Genomic DNA, 23,142 nt, shown 5'->3' on the forward strand with positions numbered 1-23,142 from the left:
GAATTTTTTGTTTATTTATTTTAACAACCTTCGTTATACATCACATCAAAAGAAGCTACTTTATCATTTACCAATTTGAATTGTAATATTGAACCTGCATCTTGATCTTCTACATTAAAATAACGAAAAGCCTTTGTTCTTTTATCCGTTTTATCATCATAACCATCGAAAATAGAAATATTCAGATTTTTATATTTATTAATTAACTCATCCAAAGATGAGCCAATTTTAATTCCAGATAATGTTTTAAGACTAGAATCCGAAGACTTTACACTATATACAGTTAAAGTAGAAGAACCTGCTGTCTCCTCACCATTTGTTGTCAATCCAACTTTATATGTTACTCCTTTAGAGACAATTGTTACATCACCATCAGGATAACCATATTCATTCAATTTTATTTTGAATTTTTGTCCAGTTAATTTTTCTAATTCAGACAATTTCATTCCAAGTTTTACGTCATTAATACGAGTTGTAGAAACTTGCGCTTGCAAAGCTATTCCAGCTACAAAAGCAGCTATAAAAAATATTTTTTTCATTTTTATGTATTTAGGTTTTAATCATTATTTTAAAGTGTACATTCTTCTGGGTTATAAGAACTCAATCTTATTGTTGTTACAATTTCATTTTTCAAAGAAAAAGTCAATATAACACCATTTTCTCTATCATCAATTCTAAATTCTCTGTTATTATTATTCGATTTATCCAACAACACATTATATTTTGACGAATAAGCTTTCCACAAATCCTCCAACGTACTACCAATTCCAATTCCAGACAAAGTTTTGATATTTTTACTTGTTGTAGAAATAGAACTTAAATAGGTGTCATTTTCTGTTTTACTCAAATAACCACTTCTTATTTCGATTGTATAATCAATCCCTTTTAGGGTGACATTCGTTTCTCCTTCATCAACAATTGCAGCAATTTCTTCACCTAACAATTTCAACACTTCGAACGGACGCATACCAATTTTCAGTTCATTCATTCGTGTTGTAGAAATCTGACCAAATCCAACAACCGAAAGCAAGAAAAATCCTAATAAAGTTATTTTAATCCTCATAAATTTTATTGTTTAAATATCCCGATTCTGTCTCATCATCTTCAAAAATATCTTACACCGAAATATCATATTTTTTGTACGCTTTCCATAAATCGTCCAACGAACTTCCAACTTTTATTCCTGATAAAGTCAAAAGTTTAGAGCTGACAGACGAAACCATACATACTTCGAATTGTTTTGTTTTCAAATTTTTATAGTACGAAATATGATATTTAATTCCATTCAACTCAATGTCCTGTTCAGGCATTTCTGCATTATTTACATCATAAAGAGCTAATTGATTTGGTGTTAAAGCTGCAACTTGTTTTTGCTTCATTTCGTACGAAATATCTCCAAATTTGGAAGTCGTTACTTTTTGAGCAAACATTATCGAAGTGAATAGCAAGAAGCACCCTAAAATTGAAAAAAATCGACTAAGCATAAGCATTAATTTGAGCAATATGTTTTACAATTTTTCCATTATCCAAAACCCAAAGTGCATCATAAACACCAGCTCCATCGCTATATGTACCGAACAAATAATATTGATTTAACTCTTTATTGTAAGTAAGTTTTGTAGCTGATAAATTTGCGTTATACAAATTGGTAAAATATTCTTTTGGAATGATAATTTCTTTTCCTTTGAATGATATTTTAAACGATTTGAATTCTGTTTGAGGAATCATTCCATCCGAACCAAGAAAATCTTTTTCATCAATCGCATAAACAAAATCACCTTCCGTGAAAATTTTATGTTTTTTCGAATTAAATTCTTGCGTTTCGAGCTGAATGGTATAATCAGCAACCGAAAATTCTATTTTAGAATCATTGACTGAAGTTGGTGAAATAGTTTCAAAATCTTCTAACTTTTTGATTCGATCATAGTAAACAAAACCAGCTTTTTCAGGCTGATATTCAACCAAATACCATTTCGAGTTTTCTTCATCAGAATCAATTGGATAAATTGAATTTGAATTGACTTTAGCAACAATTTTAGACGAAATATTTTTATCATCTCTCACATTTGCAAAACCATCTTTATCTTGCACAATCCCAAATTGAGCTTGCACAAAATAGCCTAAAAAAGTAGTAAGAATGAATAAACTTTTTTTCATTTTTTGATTCGATTTTCTTGAAGTAAAGCTAACAAAATCTAAACCAAAAATTTTCACGAATTATAGTGATTTTACAAAATCGATATTTCTTTTCAAACCATCAAATTTTGTACGTTTTACAGGTGATTTCTTAAAAATTTCTCGAAAAACATCCTCTGTAATTTCTTCCCAATCTTTCTTCGAGAATTGATTAATTTTCTTATGACCAACAAAACGAGTTTCTTTCGTTGGCAACGAAAAACGATTCCATGGACAAACTTCTTGGCAAAGATCACAACCAAAAATCCAATCATCAAATTTTCCTTTCATTTCGGTCGGAATTTGATCTTTCAATTCAATTGTAAAATACGAAATACACTGACTTCCGTTCACTGTTTTATTGGGTAAGATTGCCTCAGTTGGGCAAGCATCAATACAACGCGTACATTTTCCACAATGATCAGTTTCAATTGGAGAATCATAAGCTAAATCCAAATCAATAATTAATTCGGATAAAAAGAAAAACGAACCTTTTTGTTTAGATAACGTCAACGAATTTTTTCCAACCCAACCAATTCCAGCTTTTTTCGCCCATGCATGTTCCAGAATTGGTGCTGAATCGGTAAAAGCTCTTCCGCTCACCTCCCCTATTTCTTCTTGAATAAAATCTAACAACTCGCGCACTTTTTCCTTCACGACAAAATGATAATCTTCGCCTTGCGCATACATCGCAACTTTGTAAGAATTAGGATTTCGATCTAAATCTTGGTAATAATTATACGCCAACGAAATCACAGATTTTGCTCCTTCGACCAAAATTCGAGGATCCAGTCGCATATCGAAATGATTTTCCATATACTGCATTTCTCCATGATAATTATTCTTTAACCAAGACTCTAAACGTGGAGCTTCCTCTTCCAAAAAATCTGCTTTGGCAATACCACACGAAATAAATCCCAATGCTTCAGCTTTTTCTTTGATTCGATGGGACCATTTTATTTTGATATGTTCTTCTGTTTGAAGGAGCATTAGTTAATTCGTAATTATGAATTTATAATTATTATATCGACGAGATTAAATTTTATCATTCTGAATGAAACGTGAGTGAAATGAAGAATCTTAGATTCCTCCTAACGCAAGAATAATATGTCGTGTGAGCCATTTTCGATTTATTAGAGTAAGAAAATCGTTAAGATTCTTCGACAAGCTCAGAATGACTTAGAACAAAATTACAAATCAAACAAATCGGTTTGAGGTGAATTTTCTCCACGATATTTTACACCAATATGTTTGAAAGCTTTTTCTGTTGCCACACGTCCACGAGCAGTACGCATCAAATAACCTTCTTGAATGAGATACGGTTCATAAACTTCTTCTAATGTTCCACCATTTTCTCCAACTGCTGTTGCTAAAGTTGTAATTCCGACTGGTCCACCTTTAAATTTTTCAATAATTGTTGATAAAATTCTGTTATCCATTTCATCTAAACCATTATCATCAACTTTTAGAGCTTTTAAAGAAAATTCAGCAATTGATAAATCAATTTTTCCATTTCCTTTAATTTGTGCAAAATCTCGAGTCCTTCTCAATAAAGCATTTGCTATACGAGGAGTTCCACGACTACGACCTGCAATTTCTATCGCCGCTCTTTCGTCAATTGGTGTGTCTAAAATACGAGAAGATCGCTCAACAATCGTACTTAATAATTCAACATTATAATATTCGAAACGGAAATTAATTCCAAAACGAGCACGAAGCGGCGCAGTTAATAAACCAGAACGCGTTGTTGCACCAATTAATGTAAAAGGATTCAAACCAATTTGAACCGAACGTGCATTTGGTCCAGATTCGATCATAATATCAATCTTAAAATCTTCCATTGCCGAATACAAATATTCTTCGATAACGGGAGACATACGATGGATTTCATCAATAAAAAGCACATCATTTTCTTCCAAATTCGTCAATAAACCAGCTAAATCACTCGGTTTATCGAGAACTGGTCCAGATGTAATTTTGATTCCTACACCTAATTCATTCGCAATAATATTTGCTAATGTCGTTTTTCCCAAACCTGGAGGTCCGTGCAACAAAACGTGATCTAATGCTTCGCCACGAAGTTTAGACGCTTTTACGAAAACTTCTAAATTCTCTAGAATATGCGCTTGTCCAGCAAAATCATCAAAACTTTGCGGACGAACAGTATTTTCGTGATTTAGATCGTCATCTGGATAAAATTCTTTATCAGGATTTAATAAATCTGACATAAAATGATGATATAAATTATAATGATGATATTACGAAGGACAAATTAAATTATCCTCCGTACTTTTACAACTACAAAGAACGCAATATTTTTTTAGATAAAAAGAATTATGAGCAAAGGAATATTATTAGTGAATTTAGGTTCGCCCGATTCTACCAATGTTGAAGACGTAAGAACTTATTTACGCGAATTTTTAATGGATAAGAAAGTTTTGGATTCTCCTTGGATTATTCGTAAAACTATTGTTGAATTATTTATTTTACCAAAAAGACCCGAAAAATCTGCTGAAGCTTACCGAAAAATTTGGACAAAAGAAGGTTCTCCTTTAATTGTTTACTCTAAAATTTTGAGAGATATGATACAAAAACAAATGGATATTCCAGTTGTTTTGGCAATGCGTTACAAAAACCCTTCGATAGAAGCTGGTTTACAAGAGCTTTATGACAAAGGTGTTCGCGACATTTTGGTTGTTCCTTTATACCCTCAATACACAATGTCTTCTACAGAAACTGTTGCGGATAAAGTGCTTGAAATTCAGAAAAAAAGTTACAAAGACACTAAGATTAATTTCTTGAAAGCTTTTTACAATCATCCAGATTATATCAAGGTTTTAGGAGATTCTATCAAAGAAAAATTACCTGAGAATTTTGATAAATTATTGTTTTCTTATCACGGAATTCCAGAACGTCACGATAATAAAGCACTTCGTGCTGCAAAAGCGAGCAAATTACCTATTGAAACTTATCGTAATCAATGTTTTGAAACAACACGTTTGGTAACCGAATACTTGCAATTACCAGAAGATAAATATACCACTTCTTTTCAGTCTCGTTTAGGTCGTGACCCTTGGATTAAACCTTATACAGACCACATGTTAGAAGAATTTCCTGCACAAGGCGTTAAGAATTTAGCGGTTTGCACCCCTGCCTTTGTTTCGGATTGTTTGGAGACTTTGGAAGAAATTTCGATGGAAGGACAAGAAGAATTCTTAAAAGCTGGTGGTAAGCAATTTACATACATCCCTTGTTTGAATGATCGTCAAGAATGGGTGGATACATTAGTGAAATGGTTGAAAGGTTGGCAAAATAATTAAGAAAGGTTTTTAGCCTTACAAAATAAATTAGATATCTTTGTTTGGAATTTTTCAATTTTAAACAAAGATATTTTTTTAAAATGAGACTAATTTTCTCAATTATTTTTTTAGTCCTATCACTTTTTAGTTCGGCTCAATTTTTAGATACCAGTGGAAATCTAATTATTGATGGTCGAAAATATCTGAAATCTAAAGTGGATACTACAGGACGAAAATCGGGTTGGGAAATTTATGGTGCAAATACTTTAACCGTTAATCAGAATACCTTTTCCAATTGGATGGCAGGAGGTGAAAATTCGGTTTCACTAAATGCAAAAACTGATTACGAATTCAATTTCCGAAAAAAGAAACACTTTTGGGACAATCGTTTTATTTTTGAATATGGTTTTTTAGATAATAAAACCAATGGAACACGTAAAACTGCTGACAATCTAAATATCACAACTTCTTATGGATATTTGATAAAAGAAAAGTGGTACCTAACCTCATCACTTAATATTCGTTCACAGTTTTCTACAGGTTACAATTACGGAACAACTCCAAAAACAAAACTATCAAACTTATTTGCGCCTGCATATGTAACAATTGGGGTCGGTGCGAATTATACGCCAAATTCTAATTTTTCTGTCAGTTTTCAACCTTTAACATCAAGAACAACAATTGTAGCGGACAAAGATTTGCAAAAGAAAGGAACCTATGGTTTGCGGAATGATGGCGATACATTTCTTTTCGAAGTTGGTGCATATTTAGGTGGACGTTATAAGGTAAAACTTTTTGATAATGTCACTTACGATAATAATATTGGAATTTTCTCCAATTATTCGAACAAATTTTATAACCTCGATATTGTATATGCTGGATTATTAGACATGAAAATTAATAATTTTATGTCCACGCAATTAACTATCAATTTGATTTATGATGAAGATCAAGTTGCGCAAACACAGTTTAAACAAGCTCTTGGGATTGGCTTAACGTATAAAATAGACAGTACTAAGAAAAAAGATAAGAAGAAACGTAGAAAGAAGGAAATTCTCCCATATTTCGATACATCTGGCATTTCCCCAGTCAAATTACCTAGAATAAAACTGGATAAACAAAACTATGATCAAGTTTTTGATAAAAATACAATTGACGAAAAATCAACGTATATTAAATCAGAATCCATATTTTTGGAATAAAATAACTATTAAATCAACCAATCTATATGAAAAAAATTTTATTTACATTAGCAATTTTAGGAAGTGCTACAACTTTTGCGCAAACAGTAAAAGATGGTAAAGTAGCTACTGATAGCAAGCGTTATTTAAAAGATCAGAAATTTGATGGTCGTCAACCTGGCTGGTTTGTTTCAGGAAATAATTCACTTTTATTTTCTCAAAGTGCATTCAGTAATTGGGTTGCGGGAGGTGTAAATTCATTTGCGCTGAACGGAAGTTTAGATTACGAATTTAACTTGACAAAAGAAAAGCATATCTGGGATAATCGTGTCGTTTTGGGCTATGGAATCCAGACTAACAAAGGTGAAAGTTCTCGCAAAACAAATGATGTTATCGACTTAACTTCTTCTTATGGTTACAGCATCGGAAATAATTGGTATTTAGCTGCCTCTATGAATTTTCGTACGCAATTTACAGATGGTTTTGATTATTCAACAGATCCAAAAACGAAGATCTCAGGCTTAATGGCTCCAGGTTATTTAAGCTTAGGTTTGGGTGTGGATTACAAACCTAACGAAAATTTCCAAGTTAATATTCATCCATTTACACCAAGAATGACCTTTGTCTTAGACAAAGATTTACAGAAAAAAGGAAATTTTGGACTTAAAAATGATGGAGACAATACTTTATTTGAATTCGGTGCATATTTAGGTGCGCGATATAAACTACAAATTATGGAAGGAATTTCTTATGATAACCGTGTCGGAATCTATGCAGATTACCTGAAAAATTTCGGAAATATGGACGTTGCTTATCAAGGAATTTTGGATATGAAAGTGAACAAGTTTGTTTCGGCACAAGTAAGTTTAAATTTACTGTATGATGAAGATCAAATCAAGAAAACGCAGATAAAACAAACACTTGGTATCGGATTTAATTACAAATTTGATAACACTCCACCAAAAGTAGAAGAAGCGCCAGCAACTGCATTTATACAAGAAGCGCCAATTTTCGAAGAAAAAGAAGAAACTGTAGAAGTGGCAACTAACATTCTGAAAAAGGAACCAATTCTTAATGAAACAAAATTAGTCGCTCAATAATATTTTCAACCTGCTTTTAATAAGCAGGTTTTTTATTTTTCTTATTTTTACAGCTCAATAGAAGAATAAAATGACAAAAAATATTTTCGGCGCACTATTACCACAAATTTTAATGATTGTTTGGGCAGCTTTCGAGTTTTACCTTGGGTTCAACAACGAACAAAATAACCGCATCATTCTTAGCGCAATCGTGATATTAATCTTCGTTATTTTTACAATTATTACATTAGTCAAAGTTATCAAATACCCTAACGACCCTACTTATTTGAAGAAAAAGTAATTTTTATGAATGTAATTCTTAAAACTGAACGATTAACTTTAAGACCAGTCACAATTGATGATACTGAAACAATTCACCAATTACATTCTATCGAAGAAGTTGATCAATATAACACGTTAGGAATTCCAGAGAATATAGAAGTAACCGTTCTTCATGTAAAAGATTTAGTAAAGTCTAATCAAGGAGAACAACCACAAGCTTATACTTTTGTTATCGAAAATGATAATCAATTTGCTGGATTAATTTCTCTAAATTTAGGTCGAGCTAAATACAAAAATGCAGAAATTTGGTTCAAATTACATCCAGATTTTTGGAACAAAGGAATTGCAACAGAAGCTTTAAAAGAAATTATTTCTTTTGGATTCAACACGTTAAATCTTCACAGAATCGAAGCTGGATGCGCTGTTGATAATATTGGATCTTACAAAGTTCTTGAAAAAGTTGGCATGATACGAGAAGCGCATACAAGACAATTACTTCCTCTAAAATCTGGCTGGGCAGATAATTATGGCTACGCTATTTTATCAACTGATTAACTTTTCTCTTCTCCCTTAAATTTCGTAAACTTGCGTTATGTGTATAATAAAACTTCACAAATGAAATTAGACGAATTAGAAAATCACGAATTTTTAAAAACATTATTGAATGATGCTATAGAAATTTCTAAAGATCGTGATATTGATATATTTGAAGTTGAAATTTTAGATGCTAATTTTAGTGAATATGAATTTTATATACACAAAACAGGTTTTTATTTTTTTCATTTAATTCAATTATGTTATCAATTGGAATATGGAATTGAATTATTATCAAACTTTAATTATAGTAAAAAAAGTAAAGTTACTAGAGATCAACATTTAACTTATAATGTTGAAAACTATATTATAAGATTAAGTTCAATAAATGACAGATTATTACAATTAGTAAATGCTGTTTTTCATTTATGTATAGATGAAAAAAACGTTAATGATAGAATAGTTTTGACAAATCTTAAAGTTTCTAGAACAAATTTTGAAAAACTTTTTAAACAATTTAAAAATTCTAATACTAAATATATTGGCGAAAGAAATACTATAATTCATAAACATTCATATTTAGAAAAAAAACTTAGAAAAATTCATGTTTTGTATGAATCAAATTTTCTTGATAAATATAATAATATGAACTTAGAACTCACAAAAGATCTTAGAAAAGACGTTTTAACAAAGTATATAAAAGAAACAAAATCAGAATTTTCAAAAATTAATAGCAACTGTTTTTCAAATTTGATTCCTATTTTTGATTTTTTACAAGTTGAATATGGTAAGATGAAAGTAAAACTGAAATAAATCTTTAATCAAAAAAAACAACAAAAATGAAATTAATCGGTCCTTTCAGACAAATTATAACACTTGCCAATTTACCTTTAAAAGGTGCTATTCACGAAAACCAAGTCGAAGTTCTCGAAGATGGAGGAATTATTATTGATGATGAAACAATTGTAGAAATTGGAAATTTCGAAACGCTTTCTCAACAACATCCAAACATCCAAATTGAACGAATTGAAACAGAACAAATTCTTCTTCCAGGATTTGTAGATTCACACACACATGTTTGTTTTGGAGGAAATCGCGCCAAAGATTTCGCAATGCGTTTGGATGGAAAAACATATTTAGAAATTGCCAAAAGTGGTGGTGGAATTTGGTCTACAGTAACAGAAACACGTAAAAAAACGGTTGACGAACTGAAAGATATTACCATAAAACATATTGCGCAATTAGCCAAACAAGGAATCACAACTGCTGAGGTTAAATCGGGTTATGCACTTTCTGTTGAAGGCGAAATTAAAATGTTGGAAGCGATAAATATGGCGAATCAAGAAAGCGAAATTGATTTAGTTCCAACTTTTTTGGGTGCACATATGAAACCAAAAGATTTCGAAGGTTCAAATCAAGAATATTTAGAACTTTTAGTCAAAGAAGTTTTTCCAAAATTGAAAGCTGATGATTTAGCAAATCGTATCGATATTTTTGTGGAACAATCTGCTTTTTCTGTTGAAGAAGGCGATTATTTCTTGAATGAAGCAAAAAATCAAGGATTTGAAATTACGATTCACGCTGATCAATTTACAGCTGGAGGAAGTTATTTAGCAACAAAATATAATGCATTGAGTGCAGATCATTTAGAATTTTCTGGTGAAGAAGAAGTGAAAAACCTTGCGAATTCTAATGTTGTTGCAACTGTTTTACCTGGCGCTTCTATCGGTTTGGGAATGCAATATGCACCTGCTCGAAAATTGTTAGATGCTGGTTGTTGCGTTTCGATTGCTTCGGATTGGAATCCTGGCTCAGCTCCAATGGGAAATCTTCTGACACAAGCTTCTGTTTTAGCTACTTTTGAGAAATTATCAATGGCAGAAGTTTTAGCTGCAATTACTTTTCGTGCTGCAAAGGCTTTAAATTTAGTTGATCGTGGAACAATAGAAAAAGGTAAAAAAGCCGATTTTATAAGCTTCTCTACCTTCGATTATCGTAATATTATCTATTATCAAGGGCAATTACAACCAACGTATGTTTGGAAAAATGGCGCGTTGATTAATCAATAGTGTAAATATTATCAGGAGTGATGGTGTTTGTCGGCGTGTAAATTAACCAATCGGTAATCATTTCTTGCGGATAAAGACCTTCATCTCCTTCATTCAAACCTTCTACAGCATAAGGACGATTCAAGCAAACACCAAAAATTTCGTTGTTTTCATTGATTCCGTACACATCAAACCAAATATGTTCCTTATTCATTTCATGATCAACATCAAATCCTAATTTGATTAAAAATCGATAATAATTTTCTTCATCTGCTTCTGGATTAAAATACGTGTTAAATGCTTTTTTATAAGATTCAAAACGTTGATAAGCCAAGGCTGACATTCGTTCCGTTTCCTGATCGCTGATAAAGAAAATCGGATTATCTGCAATTGTTGCCGCATAAACTTCTGGCGTTAATGTATGTCCTTCTTGAACCCCTAACAAAACGCCACAAGGTTCGTAATTTTCGTTTTCTGGCTGACGCTCATTGTAACCTCCCGGAATTGTTGCAGGATAATCTTTCACCACATCTTCCCAACGTTTCCAACAAAATGTAATATCCAAACCATCATAACCAATATTAAATTCTTCATTTTCTGGCGAACGAAAATCTGGTTTAATAAACGCATTTACAATCATATCCAAAGCCGAATTCATCTGCTCTACTCCATCTTTGATGTTCAACATTTCCAATTCCACAGAACCGCAACGATGCAAACCATGCGTATGCATCCAATACACGCGATCGCCATCTTCGTCCTCATCATAAACGCCATGAATCACATATAAATACGAAGGCGCAGGCGGAATTTCTGACTCTGCTGTCACTTTCGCCCATTTACCAGAAAGCAAACGATAAGGCATAAAATCGACAACAATAGACGGATTCTCGACAATGGCTTGCATAATTTTTAGTTGCAAATGAAAACTATCCAACGCGTCATTTCCGAAATACATCACAGATTCCAAATAAAAATCTTGTTGCGTTGCAATTTCCATTTCTTCATCCGAAATCATATTTCCAAAACCAAATTCAGAATAATCGTTACTTCTCGCATCCACAACATACAAATTCACATCAAATTCTTCCTCCAAATAAGACACTACAAGTTGATATTCTTGCTTCACCGCTCCATTTTCGTCTTTATCAATTTCGATAAGATCAAAATTAATTAATTGAAAATAATTAGTTAATTTCAAACTTTTCTCGATTGATTCTCTCGAGAATACAAAATCTTTCGACGAAGGAAAAATTCCCATTGTAGAAGGTAAACTCAATCCATCTTCTGCAATTCCTTTGTACAATTCTTGATTTGTCATAGTTATTTTTAGTTTGTTTTTTGTTAAAGATAAATGTTTTAAGTTCATCAAAATTTTAGCAAAATGTTAAACTTTAAAATGATTAAAGATGATAATTCAGTTCGCATTACGTTAATTTATTGTAATTTTGTTCGCATAATTTTACAATTATGATAGCATCTATGACAGGTTACGGTAAAGCCGTATTGGAATTACCTGAGAAAAAAGTAACGATAGAAATCCGTTCTTTAAACAGTAAAACACTGGATTTAAACACGAGAATTCCTTCTTTTTATCGTGAAAAAGAATTAGAAATCAGAAACCTTATTTCAGAAAAAGTTCAACGTGGAAAAGTTGATTTTTCGATGTTGGTAGAGTTAAATCCTGCTGCAAGAAATCAAAATATAAATGCTGAATTAATCAAAAGTTATATGGCAGAATTCAAATCAATCACGCCAAATGTGACTGATGGTGAATTGTTACCTGTAGTAATGCGCCTTCCAGACGTTATTTCGTACACGCAAGACGATTTGGGTGAAGACGAATGGAATCAAATTCGTGCAACAATTATTAACGCTATTGACGCTTTAAATCAATTTAGATTAGACGAAGGAAAAGTTTTAGAGAAATATTTGACTTTAAACTTGAATAATATTTTGGAGCTTTTAACACAAGTTGTGCCTTTTGAAAAAGAACGAATTGAGACAATCAAAGAACGTTTCAATAAACGTTTAGAAGAAGTAAAAGTTGATATTGATCAAAATCGTTTTGAGCAAGAATTAATTTTCTATTTGGAAAAATTGGACATTACTGAAGAAAAAGTTCGTCTAAAAAACCATTGCGAATATTTCTTGAAAGAATTAGCTGGAACTGAATCAAATGGTAAAAAACTAGGGTTTATTTCGCAAGAAATTGGTCGTGAAATTAATACATTAGGTTCAAAGTCAAATCATTCTGAAATGCAAAAAATTGTCGTTCAAATGAAAGATGAATTAGAAAAAATTAAAGAACAATCGTTAAACATTTTATAATGAAAAAAGGAAAATTAATCGTCTTTTCAGCTCCATCAGGCGCAGGAAAAACAACTTTAGTTCGTTACGCTTTAGAACAATTGGAAAATATCAAATTTTCTATTTCTTGTACAACTAGAGATAAACGCGAAGGTGAGGCTCACGGAGAAGACTATTATTTCTTAACACCAGAAGAATTTAAGGCAAAAATTGCAAACGACGAATTCGTAGAACACGAAGAAGTTTACCGCGATAATTTTTACGGAACTTTAAAATCGGAAGTTGATCGCATTACATCAGAAGGAAATTCTGTTATTTTTGACATTGATGTTATTGGTGCATTGAATATCAAAAAGTTGTACGGAGATCAATGTTTAACAGTGTTTGTAAATCCTCCATCTTTAGAAATTTTGAAAGAACGTTTGATTTCTCGCAACACAGAAAGCGAAGACAAATTGAAACAACGTTTGGACAAAGCGGGAATTGAAATGGAAAAAGCAAAAGACTTTGATATCATTTTATTGAATGACGATTTGGAAACTGCAAAAGCGAAAACCTTAGAAATTATTACAGATTTCATCAAATAATAATTCTAAAACCAAAATAAACAAATGCCTCGAATAAATAAAATCGAGGCATTTTTGTTATCTTTAGCTTTCGAAAAAATCACAACAAAAATGGAGAGCCAAAACAGTTTAGAAATCAACAACGCCAATATTCATTATTATCACCACGAAATAAATCCAGAAAGACCAACTCTTATTTTCTTACACGATTCTTTAGGTTCTACGCAACTTTGGAGAGATTTCCCGAAAGAAGTTGCCGAAAAAACGAATTGTAATTTATTTATCTACGATAGAAAAGGTTATGGAAAATCGTCGCCTTTTACAATTAATCATCGCGAATTAACCTATATGCATGATGAAGCAGATTTTCTAAATGATTTGGTTCAACATTTCAACTTCAAAGACATTATTTTATTTGGACATAGCGATGGTGGCTCGATAACGTTGCTTTACGCTTCAAAATATCATCAAAATTTAAAAGGAATCATTGTCGTTGGTTCGCACATTATTGTGGAAGAAATTTCATTGCAAGGAATCAGAGATGCTAAAATTGCATATGCAGAAACTAATTTGAAAGAACGTTTGACAAAATATCATGGCGATAAAACGCAGAAAGTTTTTGAGATGTGGACAGAAACTTGGTTACGCCCAGATTTTATTGATTTTGATATTCGAGAAGAATTAAAAAATATCGAATGTCCAACTTTGGTTATTCAAGGAATTGATGATGAATATGGTTCGATTGAGCAAGTAAATGGAATTATCAACAATGTAAAAGGAAGAAAAGAAAGTTATCTTGTTCCTGATGCAAAACATACACCTTACAAAGAAAATAAAACGCCAACTTTGGCTAAAACAGTTGAGTTTATTGATTCGTTATAACGAATCAATAAACCTAAATATCACTATTTATTCAATTTTTCTTCTACGTTTTATACATTTATACACTTCGAACCAAAGTACAGAAAGCATTGCTACAAGCATCGCGATTCCTAATTCATTTAGATTTAATGAAGTTACTTTAAAAAACAATGAAATTGGCTGTATATACAATATGGCAAAAAGTATTACTAATGTCAAAACTGTGACATAGACCATTAAATTATTTTTGTTTCGGAAACTTGACCACAAACTATAATAAAATGAGCGATTAGTTAAACTCAACCAAACATTCGAGAAAATTAACGTTGTAAAAACCATTGCACGTGTTTTCTCTTCATTTCCTCCAAGTTGATAAGTATATTGATATACAAACAACAATCCTAATGTAATTATAATTCCTTGAATAATACTTGTTGAAAGCTCTTTCCAATTCAAGAAAGTTTCGGTCATCGGACGAGGTTTTCTTTTCATCGAATCTTTTTCCAATGGTTCATTTTCATACACAATAGAACATGTTGGTCCCATTACCAATTCTAAGAAAATAACGTGAACTGGCGTAAAAATTTGTGGAAAAGCCCAACCTAAAAATAATGGCAACGAAACAATTAAAATAATCGGAATATGAATAGAAATAATATATTGAACAGCTTTTTTGAGATTCGTATAAATACGTCTTCCAGCAGCGATTCCGACTACTAATTTACCTAAATCATCATTCGTCAAAATCAATTGAGCAGCTTGTTTCGCTATTTCTGTTCCCTTTTCACCCATCGCCACTCCAATATGAGCCGCTTTCAAGGCTGGTCCATCATTAACCCCATCACCCAACATTGCCACTACTTCTCCATCTTCTTTCAACGCTTTTACAACAGCCAATTTCGCTTCAGGAAACATACGAGCAAACAACACTTTATCATGAGCCGTTTGTAACAGATCTTTCTCCGAAAGTTGAGCAATTTCACTTCCTGTAATACTATTTTCTGCATGTAAAATTCCAGCCTGTTCTGCAATACTTTTTGTTGTTTCAGCATTATCACCCGTAATCACTTTTACTTTTATTCCCGCATCATAAATCTGTTGAAACACAGTATTAATTCCTTTTTTTGGAGGATCATAAAAAACGACGAATCCTAAAAATTCGAAGGGTAAATCTTGTTGATGTTTTGGAAAATTATCCTCTTCAAAATTAGATTTCGCAACACCTAAAAGTCGAAAACCTTTTAATCCAAAATCATCAATTACTTTTTTTAATTGATTTATTACTTCTTCAGATAAGTTTGAAACATTCAGAATTGCTTCTGGAGCACCTTTTGCCGCAATTATTCGTTGATTATCTTTATTTTTAAAACAATGTGTCATCATGGGAGGCTTCCCAGATAAAGGATATTCGAAAAACATTTGATATTGATTACGTTCATCAAGCTGCGTTTGTTCGTAAACTCGGTGCAACGTTTTTTCCATAGGATCGAACGGAACAGGTTCACTACTCCACATCGCATATTGTATAATCTCATAAATTTCGACATTTTTGAATTGATTTTCATCAAAAACAGAAGACGTTTTTGCATCATAAATAGCTTTCAATTTCATCGAATTTTCTGTAATTGTTCCTGTTTTATCACTACAAATAACAGTTGTACTTCCTAAAGTTTCGACAACGCTACTCTTTTTTACAATAATTCCTTCGCGTAATAATTTCCATGAACCCAATGCCATAAATGTGGTAAATGCAACTGGAATTTCTTCAGGTAAAATAGACATTGCCAAAGTCAAACCGTTTAATAAACTGCTTACAATGTCTCTTGTTTGAAAATAATTGAATCCGCAAACCATTACAAAAACAATGATTCCAATGATTGCCATTCCTTTCACAAATTTTTCTATCTGCAATTGCAAAGGCGACTTCTCTTCTTTTATAGATAAAATTGAGGTTCCTATTTTCCCTAATTTTGTTTCTGCTCCAATAGCCGTCACTTCAAAAATAGCCAATCCAGAAACCGTCAAGGTTCCACTGTAAATTTCTGGATGATCTGTATCTTTAAAAACCGACATACTTTCGCCTGTTAAAGCAGATTCGTTCACCGAAAAATCATTACTATGAACAATATTCCCATCCGCATTGATCATTTTTCCTTCTTCCGTCACACACAAATCACCAATTGTAATTTCGTGTGTTGGAATCTCAACTAATCGTCCATTACGGATAACAGAACTCAAAGGTTCGTTCAACTTTTCCAACTCTTGCAGAGCTTTTTGATTACGAGAATCTTGGTAAAAAGAAATTCCTGTCACCGCAACAATCGCCACAAACATAAATGCAGCTTCGCCCAAATCACCAACCAACACATAAATAATTGATACAGCAATCAAAATTAACGTCATTGGTTCTTTTAGAATATCAAACAATAAGCTGTACCAAGCAGAATTTTGATCACTTTTTATCGCATTATTTCCGTATTGTTCTTGAGCTTTTTTAACTTCAGAATCAGATAACCCTTTTAAATTTTCAGGAATTTTTATAGACATTATTTCAATCGATTAGTGTTTAATAAAGTTACAGCTAAATCCAATTAAAAAATAGTTTAATCACTGATTATGTCCTATTTAGATTTGATTTCAATTAAAACAAAAAAATCATTTCGAATGAAATGATTTTTACTCTATTATTAAGGAATTAATTTTCGAATGCATCGCAATTTATGCGAATATTTTTGAGAATCGGTATTGAAAATTCCATTTGTATCAATTGGATCAATGCGAACTTTTCCGTGTGCATGTAAAATCTTTCCATTTCCACACATAATTCCGACATGAATAATTCGACCTTCTGCATTATCAAAAAAAGCTAAATCTCCAGGTTCTGCTTCTTCTACAAAACTCAAAACTTCGCCCATTTCCGCTTGTTGATAAGCATCTCTCGGAATTTTGTAACCTCCTATTTTGTACACTTGTTGCGTTAAACCAGAACAATCAATTCCAAAAGAAGATTTTCCGCCCCATAAATAAGGCACATTTAGATAGGCTTTTGCTATTTCGACCAATTGATCTTTTGATTTTTTACCAGAAGTATATACCCCAAAATATTCAAAACATTTTGGACCAATTTTGATTTTACTTTCATTCAAAGCACGAACCTCAGCTCCAATTGTCAAAGTCATTGGCAAGCCACTTTCCATCGCATGATTGTACGGATTGATAGCAAATTTCTCGATTGAATCTTTATTATATTCTTCTTCCGAAATTTCTACAATTTGTTTTGGATCAAGCCAACCTTCATAACCATCAAAAGCTAACTGAACTTTCGTCCATTTTTCTAATTCTTCTAAAATAATCAACTTTTCTCCAAACAAAACCTGACTCACCATTTCTGATGAATCTCTTGCTTCGGAGCGCAATGGCGCAACACTTACTTGACAAATGGCGTACTTCATTATTTTTTTCGAATTAATGTAATTCCATCACGAATTGGTAAAATGATCGATTCGACACGTTCATCTTTCGTTACCATCTCATTAAATTCTTTCAAGATTTTTGTCGAAGGATCTTTCTTATCTTCCTCCTCCATCATCACTTTTCCGTACCACAACACATTGTCAACCAACATTGCTCCTCCGGGACGAAGAAGTTCCAATACCTTCTCGAAATAATAAGGATAACTCTCTTTATCGGCATCAATAAAAGCTAAATCTACAGAATCTTTTTCAATTGTATTCAATTCTTTGCGCGCATCATTGATTCTGAAATCAATTTTTGAAGCAAATTCTGATTCATCAAAATACTTTCTGCAAAGATATTCTAACTCATCATTTTTATCCATCGTAATGATTTTTCCATCAGCAGTCAAACCTTCTGCCAAACACAATGTTGCGTAACCTGTGAAAGTTCCTAACTCTAAAATAGTTTTAGGCGCTAAAATCTTCGACAAAATGCTTAACAAACGACCTTGATATTCGCCCGAAATCATGTGTGGCTGCGTTGTACATTGATAAGTTTCAACACGTAAACGGCTCAAGATTTCAGGTTCTTGATCCACATGATGATCTAAATACGATTCTAAAACTGGTGAAATTTTTATCATACCTTTAAAAAGTCTACAAAATTACAAAAAATGCATTGAATCTCGGCTATATAAAGGAAATTTAGATAAGAAAATTTATCCAAAATAATCAAACCAAAAAAGCATTACTTTTTGGGTAATGCTTTTTGTTTTGAAAATTATTTTGATAAACTTAGGCTAAATCTTAACCTCAGCCTTACTTTAAACTTTTCCTTTCTGAATAACAGTTACAACATCTGGATCTAATAATGTTGAAGTATCGCCAAAATCAGTTTCGTTACTTGCAATTTTTCTCAAAATACGGCGCATAATTTTTCCACTTCGCGTTTTTGGTAAACCTGAAACAAACTGTATTTTATCTGGTTTTGCAATTGCTCCAATTAATTTAGAAACTCCATTTTTTATTTCTGCTTCAAGTTCTGGTGAACCTTGTACTCCATCTTGTAAAATCACGAAAGCATATAATGCATTTCCTTTGATATCATGAGGATAACCAACAACTGCGCTTTCTGCTACAGCTTCGTGTTCATTTATTGCATTTTCTATTGGTGCAGTTCCTAAATTATGTCCAGAAACAATCACCACATCATCTACACGTCCTGTAATTCGATAATTTTCCATTACATCGCGATAAGCTCCATCTCCTGTAAAATAATATCCTGGAAATGTTGAAAAATAAGTTTCTACATAACGTTTATGATCACCATAAATAGTACGAGCCATAGATGGCCAAGGAAATTTAATTGCTAAACGTCCTTCTGCTTTCTCATTTACTGCTTCTACTTCTTTTCCTTGTTCATCCATTAAAACTGGCTGAATTCCAGGAAGTGGCAATGTTGCAAACGTTGGACGAAGCGGCGTAATTCCTGCTAATGGCGAAATCAAAATCGAACCTGTTTCGGTTTGCCACCATGTATCTACAATTGGACAATTTCCTTTTCCAATATAATCATTAAACCAGTGCCAAGCTTCTTCGTTAATTGGTTCACCAACTGATCCTAAAACTTTAAGACTTGATAAATCATATTTCTCGACATAATCTAACGATTCACGAGCTAACGAACGAATTGCTGTTGGAGCTGTATAGAAATGTGTCACTTTTAATTTTTCGACAATTTCCCAAAAACGTCCAAAATCAGGAAAACTTGGAATTCCTTCGAACATTACCGAAGTTGCTCCACAAGCCAAAGGTCCATAAATAATGTAACTATGTCCCGTAATCCAACCGATATCTGCTGTACACCAATAAATATCGTTGTGCTCCATTTGAAAAATATTATCGAACGAATAAGCCGTTTCTACCATATATCCACCGCATGTATGCACCATTCCTTTTGGTTTTCCCGTAGAACCAGAAGTATACAAAATAAACAAAGGATCTTCGGCATCCATAATTTCCGCAGGACAATTATCGTCTACCTTATGCATTTCATCAATCCAAAATTTATCTCGTCCACCAACCATAGAAGTAGGCTCTATAGCACGACGATAAACAATACACGACTGAATAGAAGCACAATCTTTTAAGGCTTCATCACAAATTGATTTTAAGTTAATTGATTTCGTTCCACGAAAAACTTCGTTTGCTGTCACCAAAACCTTACATTGCGCATCGTTGATACGAGAGGCTATAGCAGCAGAAGAAAATCCTGCAAAAACAATAGAATGCACCGCACCAATACGCGCGCAAGCTAACATTGCAATGGCTAATTCTGGAATCATTGGCATATAAATACACACACGATCTCCTTTTTGTACACCATTATTTTTTAAGACATTCGCAAATTGACAAACTTTTGAATGCAATTGACGATATGTAATAATTCGAGATTCTTCTAAAGGATTATTTGGTTCCCAAATTAAAGCGGTTTTGTTTCCATTTTTTTCTAAATGACGATCCAAAACATTTTCGGTAATATTTAGTTGTCCACCTTGAAACCATTTAAAATCTGCTTGTTCAAAATTATATTCAAGTGTTTTGTCCCATTTCTTTTGCCAAACGAAGTTTCCAGCAATTTTATCCCAAAATTTTTCAGGCTCCTCGACACTTTTTTTATACGCTTTCTTATATTCAGAAAACGAATTGATTCTAAAATTGTTAATCATTTTAATTTTAATTGTGGTTTTGAATACTAAATATAAAAAAAGCGAATCAATTTATCAAATTAACTCGCTTATATTTTATAAATGAATAAAAACTATTCTATTTTCCTTTATACGGACTTGCATTGTAATATGCTAAAGCAGTTGGTAAGGCTTCCTTTATTTTAGCCATACGCGTAGCATCAGAAGGGTGAGTACTCAAAAATTCTGAAACTCCAGCATTTCCACTTTTCGCAGCCATACGTTCCCAAAAAGGAATTGCTTGAGAAGGGTCATAACCAGCCATCGCCATTAAATACAATCCTGTAACATCAGCATCTAATTCCATTTTACGAGAATAGTTTAGTAAACCAACTTGTGCACCTACAGGATATAATTGTTCAAAAACTTTTGCATATTCTGCATTTCCAATAGATCCACCTACAATTTGTCCTAAACCTTGTGCTGCCATTTGCTGAGAAGCTTGCTCCGCACTATGACCAGCCAAAGCGTGACCAATTTCGTGACCTAAAACAACAGCCAATCCCGTTGCATCTTTGGTAACAGGCAAAATACCTGAATAAACTGCAACTTTACCTCCAGGCATACACCACGCATTTACTTCGTTTGCATTCAACAACGTAAATTGCCATTGATAACCTTGTAATTGAGAAGATATTCCTTTTTCTTGATAATATTTTTCAGCGGCATATTTTAGACGTTCCCCTACTGTTTGCACCATTTTTGCATCAGCAGTACCAGTAATCACTTTACCTTGTTTAAGAACTTGAGAATACTGATTATAAGCTGTCGGAAATAAATCAGCGTTCGATACTAATGACAACGATTTACGTCCTGTAACTGGATTTGTAGCACAAGAAGCTAAGACTAAAGCTCCTGCAGCTGTTAAAATTATTTTCTTCATATTTTTAAGTTTATTTACCGAGTTTCTTTTTGATTTCATTCAATTTCATCAATGCTTCAACAGGTGTTAAAGTATTAATATCTGTGTTCATAATTTCTTCTCGAATCGATTCTAAAATTGGATCATCTAACTGAAAGAAACTTAATTGCATATTATCTTGCGTTATTTTCTCCGTTTTATTCGAGATTCCTTCATCTGTTTTCGTCGCTTCCAAAACTTTCAACACATCATTCGCTCTGTCCACCACTCGTTTCGGCATCCCAGCCATTTTAGCAACATGTATACCAAAACTGTGCTCACTTCCTCCTGGAACTAATTTTCTCAAAAATAATATTGTATCTTTTGTTTCTTTGATACTGACATTAAAGTTTTTGATACGTTCCATCGATTTTGACATTTCATTCAATTCATGATAATGTGTAGCAAACAATGTTTTTGGTTTCAAAGCACTTTGATGTAGGAATTCTGCAATTGCCCAAGCAATTGAAATACCATCGTACGTAGAAGTCCCTCGACCAATTTCATCCAACAAAATCAAACTTCGTTCCGAAATGTTATTTAAAATACTTGCCGTTTCATTCATTTCGACCATAAACGTCGATTCGCCTGACGAAATATTATCTGAAGCACCAACTCGAGTAAAAACTTTGTCAATAATTCCTAAATCTGCTGCTTGTGCTGGAACAAAACTTCCTATTTGCGCCATCAAAACAATCAAAGCAGTTTGACGTAAAAGTGCCGATTTACCAGACATATTTGGTCCAGTAATCATAATAATTTGTTGATGATCTGAATTTAACTCAACATTATTCGACACATATTGTTCACCAATTGGTAATTGTTGCTCAATCACAGCATGACGACCTTCTTTTATATTTAGTTCAAAACCATCATTAAGAGACGGTTTAGTATAATTATTTTTCTCTGCTATTTCTGCAAAAGTTGACAAAACATCCAAAAAAGCAATTGCTTTTGCCGTTTGTTGAATCGGTAAAAGTTTAGTGATAATTTCTTGTAACAATTCAATAAATAATTGATTTTCTATTGCAAGAATTTTTTCTTCTGCACCAAGAATTTGTGTTTCGTACTCTTTTAATTCTTCGGTAATATAACGCTCTGCATTCACCAAAGTTTGCTTACGAATCCATTCTTCTGGCACTTTATCTTTGTGCGTATTTCGAACTTCAATATAATAACCAAACACATTATTGAACGCAATTTTCAAGGACGAAATTCCAGTTCGTTCTGTTTCACGTTGACACATTTGATCCAAATAATCTTTCCCAGAAAACTGAATTTTTCGTAATCGATCCAACTCTTCTGAAACACCTTCTCTAATCACATTTCCTTTTACAATTTGATGCGGAGGTTCGTCAGAAAGTGTATCAAAAATCTTTTGCGTTAAATGATCAATTGGTTCGATTCGAGAAAATAAATCCGAAACTTGTTTGATATTTGATTGTTCAGCAACTTCTTTTATTTCTTCCGAAATTTTAAGACTTTGTGCTAATTGTTGTAATTGACGAGGTGTAATTTTTCCTGTCGAAACTTTTCCAGCCAAACGTTCTAAATCGGTTAATTGACCTAATTTTTCGCGTAGATCGTAACGTAAATCTCCAAATTTGTAGAAATATTCGACAATATTTTGACGACGTTGAATTGATTTCAAATCTTTCAATACCATCACCATCCAACGATTCAATAAACGAGCACCCATCGGAG

General features: G+C 32.6%; 23 protein-coding genes. 10 read left to right on the top strand and 13 right to left on the bottom strand.

What is annotated here, in order from left to right; translation table 11 throughout:
• Positions 1–20: 20 nt before the first annotated feature.
• The 6 genes from B2217_RS08700 to ruvB form a co-directional block, all read right to left on the bottom strand.
• The gene (locus tag B2217_RS08700; protein ID WP_291122334.1) at positions 21–539 is read right to left on the bottom strand and encodes a hypothetical protein; all 519 of its coding nucleotides are present in this window, start codon (positions 537–539) and stop codon (positions 21–23) included.
• Positions 540–568: 29 nt separating this feature from the next.
• On the bottom strand, positions 569–1,063 hold the full coding sequence (locus tag B2217_RS08705) for a hypothetical protein (protein ID WP_291096270.1): 495 nt from the start codon (positions 1,061–1,063) through the stop codon (positions 569–571).
• A gap of 52 nt (positions 1,064–1,115) precedes the next feature.
• Positions 1,116–1,430, bottom strand: coding sequence for a hypothetical protein (locus B2217_RS08710; protein WP_038332094.1), 315 nt, complete (start codon positions 1,428–1,430; stop codon positions 1,116–1,118).
• Positions 1,431–1,476: 46 nt separating this feature from the next.
• A complete protein-coding gene (locus tag B2217_RS08715) occupies positions 1,477–2,157 on the bottom strand; it encodes a hypothetical protein (RefSeq protein ID WP_291122335.1) in 681 nt (226 codons plus the stop codon).
• Positions 2,158–2,217: 60 nt separating this feature from the next.
• Positions 2,218–3,165 (bottom strand): tRNA epoxyqueuosine(34) reductase QueG, encoded by a 948-nt coding sequence (queG, locus tag B2217_RS08720; protein WP_286494666.1) that lies wholly within the window; start codon positions 3,163–3,165, stop codon positions 2,218–2,220.
• A 200-nt stretch (positions 3,166–3,365) separates the two neighbouring features.
• On the bottom strand, positions 3,366–4,403 hold the full coding sequence (gene ruvB / locus B2217_RS08725) for a Holliday junction branch migration DNA helicase RuvB (RefSeq protein WP_038332085.1): 1,038 nt from the start codon (positions 4,401–4,403) through the stop codon (positions 3,366–3,368).
• Between the two features lie 108 nt (positions 4,404–4,511).
• Between ruvB and hemH the strand changes: the two genes are divergently transcribed.
• The 7 genes from hemH (at position 4,512) to hutI (ending at position 10,619) form a co-directional block, all read left to right on the top strand.
• On the top strand, positions 4,512–5,495 hold the full coding sequence (gene hemH, locus B2217_RS08730; RefSeq protein ID WP_291122337.1) for a ferrochelatase: 984 nt from the start codon (positions 4,512–4,514) through the stop codon (positions 5,493–5,495).
• An 80-nt stretch (positions 5,496–5,575) separates the two neighbouring features.
• Positions 5,576–6,676 carry a DUF3078 domain-containing protein gene (locus B2217_RS08735; protein WP_291122339.1) on the top strand — a complete coding sequence of 367 codons (1,101 nt, stop codon included), beginning with the start codon at positions 5,576–5,578 and terminating at the stop codon, positions 6,674–6,676.
• A gap of 26 nt (positions 6,677–6,702) precedes the next feature.
• The gene (locus B2217_RS08740; RefSeq protein WP_291122341.1) at positions 6,703–7,755 is read left to right on the top strand and encodes a DUF3078 domain-containing protein; all 1,053 of its coding nucleotides are present in this window, start codon (positions 6,703–6,705) and stop codon (positions 7,753–7,755) included.
• A gap of 70 nt (positions 7,756–7,825) precedes the next feature.
• A complete protein-coding gene (locus B2217_RS08745) occupies positions 7,826–8,035 on the top strand; it encodes a hypothetical protein (protein ID WP_125348759.1) in 210 nt (69 codons plus the stop codon).
• Positions 8,036–8,040: 5 nt separating this feature from the next.
• Positions 8,041–8,571 carry a GNAT family N-acetyltransferase gene (locus B2217_RS08750; protein WP_291122343.1) on the top strand — a complete coding sequence of 177 codons (531 nt, stop codon included), beginning with the start codon at positions 8,041–8,043 and terminating at the stop codon, positions 8,569–8,571.
• 60 nt (positions 8,572–8,631) lie between these two features.
• Positions 8,632–9,363, top strand: a complete 732-nt coding sequence (locus B2217_RS08755; protein ID WP_286474051.1) for a Cthe_2314 family HEPN domain-containing protein — start codon at positions 8,632–8,634, stop codon at positions 9,361–9,363.
• Positions 9,364–9,389: 26 nt separating this feature from the next.
• Positions 9,390–10,619 (top strand): imidazolonepropionase, encoded by a 1,230-nt coding sequence (gene hutI, locus B2217_RS08760; RefSeq protein WP_291122345.1) that lies wholly within the window; start codon positions 9,390–9,392, stop codon positions 10,617–10,619.
• On the opposite strand, the gene B2217_RS08765 is transcribed toward hutI, so the two are convergent.
• A complete protein-coding gene (locus B2217_RS08765; RefSeq protein ID WP_180904982.1) occupies positions 10,609–11,919 on the bottom strand; it encodes a DUF4026 domain-containing protein in 1,311 nt (436 codons plus the stop codon). The two genes, hutI and B2217_RS08765, sit on opposite strands and share 11 nt — an antisense overlap.
• A 149-nt stretch (positions 11,920–12,068) precedes the next feature.
• Here B2217_RS08765 and B2217_RS08770 point away from each other — a divergent pair, with 149 nt between their 5' ends.
• From B2217_RS08770 to B2217_RS08780, 3 genes are all read left to right on the top strand, one after another.
• Complete coding sequence (locus B2217_RS08770; RefSeq protein ID WP_244957959.1) at positions 12,069–12,929, top strand: YicC/YloC family endoribonuclease; 861 nt, start codon at positions 12,069–12,071, stop codon at positions 12,927–12,929.
• Entirely contained in the window at positions 12,929–13,495 is a 567-nt protein-coding gene (gene gmk / locus B2217_RS08775; RefSeq protein ID WP_135834340.1) for a guanylate kinase, read from the top strand. The genes B2217_RS08770 and gmk overlap by 1 nt, the downstream gene beginning before the upstream one ends.
• A gap of 90 nt (positions 13,496–13,585) precedes the next feature.
• Positions 13,586–14,356 (top strand): alpha/beta fold hydrolase, encoded by a 771-nt coding sequence (locus tag B2217_RS08780; protein ID WP_280045299.1) that lies wholly within the window; start codon positions 13,586–13,588, stop codon positions 14,354–14,356.
• 27 nt (positions 14,357–14,383) lie between these two features.
• On the opposite strand, the gene B2217_RS08785 is transcribed toward B2217_RS08780, so the two are convergent.
• The 6 genes from B2217_RS08785 to mutS all read right to left on the bottom strand — a co-directional run.
• The gene (locus tag B2217_RS08785) at positions 14,384–16,882 is read right to left on the bottom strand and encodes a cation-translocating P-type ATPase (protein ID WP_180904984.1); all 2,499 of its coding nucleotides are present in this window, start codon (positions 16,880–16,882) and stop codon (positions 14,384–14,386) included.
• Positions 16,883–17,022: 140 nt separating this feature from the next.
• The gene (locus tag B2217_RS08790) at positions 17,023–17,787 is read right to left on the bottom strand and encodes a C40 family peptidase (RefSeq protein ID WP_180904985.1); all 765 of its coding nucleotides are present in this window, start codon (positions 17,785–17,787) and stop codon (positions 17,023–17,025) included.
• Positions 17,787–18,434, bottom strand: coding sequence for an O-methyltransferase (locus B2217_RS08795; protein WP_180904986.1), 648 nt, complete (start codon positions 18,432–18,434; stop codon positions 17,787–17,789). The genes B2217_RS08790 and B2217_RS08795 overlap by 1 nt, the downstream gene beginning before the upstream one ends.
• Before the next feature lie 180 nt (positions 18,435–18,614).
• Entirely contained in the window at positions 18,615–20,519 is a 1,905-nt protein-coding gene (gene acs, locus B2217_RS08800) for an acetate--CoA ligase (protein WP_180904987.1), read from the bottom strand.
• Between the two features lie 97 nt (positions 20,520–20,616).
• Positions 20,617–21,420, bottom strand: coding sequence for a M48 family metallopeptidase (locus B2217_RS08805; RefSeq protein WP_180904988.1), 804 nt, complete (start codon positions 21,418–21,420; stop codon positions 20,617–20,619).
• A 10-nt stretch (positions 21,421–21,430) separates the two neighbouring features.
• Positions 21,431–23,142 (bottom strand): DNA mismatch repair protein MutS (mutS, locus tag B2217_RS08810; protein ID WP_291122347.1); only part of this gene is annotated, 1,712 nt, incomplete at its 5' end.

The organism is Empedobacter sp. UBA7620, assembly GCF_002484185.1.
Lineage (GTDB): Bacteria > Bacteroidota > Bacteroidia > Flavobacteriales > Weeksellaceae > Empedobacter > Empedobacter falsenii_C.